Origin of the sequence: Myxococcus eversor (assembly GCF_010894455.1) — a bacterium.
Classification (GTDB): Bacteria; Myxococcota; Myxococcia; order Myxococcales; family Myxococcaceae; genus Myxococcus; species Myxococcus eversor.
The window spans coordinates 1-2,905 of record NZ_JAAIXY010000056.1 but is presented as its reverse complement, the minus strand read 5'-3'; the positions used below and the strand labels follow the sequence as shown (position 1 = coordinate 2,905).

At 67.6% G+C, this 2,905-nt stretch carries 1 protein-coding gene; it reads right to left on the bottom strand.

The genetic code is table 11. The features are described from left to right. The coding region (locus G4D83_RS45065) for a non-ribosomal peptide synthetase (protein ID WP_163871145.1) at nucleotides 1-2,905 on the bottom strand (2,905 nt) is incomplete at both ends.

The window sequence follows — 2,905 nt, the reverse complement described above, 5'->3', positions numbered from 1 at the left end:
ACGTGAGGGACGCCGTCGAGGAGGCGGGTCCAGAAGTCGAGTTGGGAGGAGAGGGTGTCGCCGGAGAGCCAGGTGCGCTGCCAGGAGGAGAAGTCGGCGTACTGGATGGAGAGCGGGGCCAGGGGAGTAGGAACACCCTGGAGGCGCGAGAGGTACTCGGCGGAGAGCTCCTGGTAGAGGACGCCGAAGGACCAGCCGTCTGAGACGATGTGGTGGAGGTTGAGCAGCAGCAGATGTCGTTGAGGCGCGAGGAGGAAGAGGCGCGCACGGAAGAGGGGCCCGAGGGCGAGGTTGAAGGACGTCTCGGCGTCGAGCTGGAGAAGGCGAAGGACCTCCTCGTCGGGGCTGGCAGAGGCCGAGAGGTCGACGAGTCCCCAGTCGAAGTCAGGCGAGTCGGAGATGTGCTGAGAGGGCGCGCCGTCGCCCGGGAAGCGAGTGCGGAGAGCCTCGTGCCGGAGGACGAGCGCGCGGAGGCTGTCATGGAGCGCGGTGACGTCGAGAGCGCCCTCCAGCCGGAGCGCGAAGGGCATGTTGTAGACGGCCTGATGCCCGTGGAGCTGGCTGAGGAACCAGAGGCGTTCCTGCGCGAAGGAGAGCGGCGGCGGCGCATCTCTGCCCACAGTCGGAATCAGAGCCAGGTTCGTCTGAACCTCGGAGGCGCCTTGGCGCTGCTCGATGACGCGAGCGAGCGACTCGATGGATGGCGCCTCGAACAGCGCGCGGACTGGAACCAGCGCACCCAGGTGCTCCTGGATGCGAGAGATGACCTGGGTGGCGAGCAGTGAATGTCCGCCGAGGTCGAAGAAGTTCGCGGTGACGCTGACCTGGTCGAGATGAAGCACCGCGGTCCAGATGGCGGCGAGCCGCGACTCCAGCTCCGTGCGTGGCGCGACGAACGAGTCCGTCTCCAGCGGTCCGAACTCAGGCGCTGGCAGGGCGCGGCGATCCACCTTGCCGTTGGGCGTGAGTGGAAGCACGTCGAGGACGACGACCGCCGAGGGCATCATGTAGCTGGGAAGCTGTTGCCGCAGGTGCTCACGCACCAGTGTCCCGGACGTTCGCGTCACGACGTAGGCGACCAGTCGCTTGTCACCCGGCGAGTCCTCACGCACGAGCACGACGGCGTCGCGCACGTCGGGATGGGCGCGCAGCGCGCTCTCCACTTCCCCCAACTCGATGCGGAAGCCGCGCAGCTTCACCTGCGAGTCGCGGCGACCGATGAAGTCCAGCTCACCATCCGGACGGAAACGAACGAGGTCGCCCGTGCGATAGAGGCGTGCGCCCGGAGTCGTGCTGAAGGGATGGGGAATGAAGCGCTCGGCGGTGAGGTCGGGCCTGTCCCAATAGCCCCAGGCGAGTCCATCACCGCCGACAAAGAGTTCACCCGCGACGCCTGGGGGAACGGGTTGCAGGTTCGCATCGAGCACATACGCGGTGCTGTTGGAGACGGGCCTCCCGATGGGGACAGACAGCTCGGTGGAGGGCTGGGCCTGATACCAGGTGCTGTACGTGGTGTTCTCGGTGGGGCCGTAGCCGTTCACCAAGGCGCCAGGCGCTCCGTGGTTGAGCACGCGTTGAACAGTCGTCGCATCGGCGGCCTCTCCTCCGAAGATGACCCAGCGCAGCCCCGCGAAGGCGTCAGGGTGCGTGCGCGCGGTGTGGTGGAAGATGGCGGTGGCGACGACCAGCGCGGAGATACGCTCCTCCTTCAGTCGGCGCGCGAAGACGTCAGGCTGGATGACCTCGTCCTTGTCGAGGATGACGAGCGCGGCGCCGTTGAGCAGTGCGCCCCAGATCTCCAAGGTGGAGAGGTCGAACGTCACCGTGGTCACCTGCGCGACCCGATCATCCGGTCCCAGTCGGACGTGGTCCGTGTCCAGCGCCATGCGAACCACGCCCCGGTGTGGAATGCAGACGCCCTTGGGCCGCCCCGTGGAGCCCGACGTGTAGATGACGTGCGCCAGGTCGTCGGCGGTGCTGTCGTCCACCCACGGAGTTGACGCCGAACCCTCCAGTGCATCTCCGAGCCGATCCAGGTTCACCACGTGCCACGGACCTTCGGGCAGCCGCGCGCTCAGGGCATCGCGGGAGACAATGGCCGCGAGTCGGGCGTCCTGGGCCATGAAGGCCAGTCGCTCCGTGGGGTGCTCGGGGTCGAGCGGGACGTAGGCTCCACCGGCCTTGAGGCTCGCGAGGAACGCGACGATGAGCTCCGGGGACCGAGGAAGGCACACGCCCACCTGTGGATGCCGTCGGTCGACGCCATGTGAACGCAGCACCCGGGCCAGCGCATTGGCCCGTGCATCGAGCTGGGCATAGGTGAGCACGCGCTCACCGTGCCGAATCGCCACGGCTTCGGGCCGCAGCGCCACCTGTGCATCGAAGAGGCGCACGAGAGACGACTCGGACGGGTACGGGCGCGCCGTGTGGTTCCAGTCGATGAGCCACTGGCGTTGCTCGTCGTCGGAGAGGAGCGGCACCTGTCCGCAGGGGCGCTCGGGTGCACGGACGAACGCCTCGACGAGTCGCACGAAGTGCTCCGCCATGCGCTCGATGGTGCGAGGAGCGAACAGCGCGGTGGAGTACTCGATGGAGCCGCGGAGCCCCTCGGGGGTTTCCTCCAGCGCGAGGAACAGCTCGAACCGCGAGGTCCGTGTCTCCAACTCCAGCGGAGCGACCTGAATCCCGGGGAGCTGAAGCTGTCCACCGGGTGCGTTCTGGAGCGCGAACAGGACCTGGACCAACGGACTGCGTCCAGGCTCACGCTCGACGTGGAGTTCCTCGACGAGCTTCTCGAAGGGAAGCTCCTGGTGGGAGTAGGCGCCGAGGCAGGCGTCACGGGTGCGAAGGAGGACGTCGAGGAAGGAAGGGTTGCCGGAGAGGCGAGCCGGGAGAGGGAGGGTGT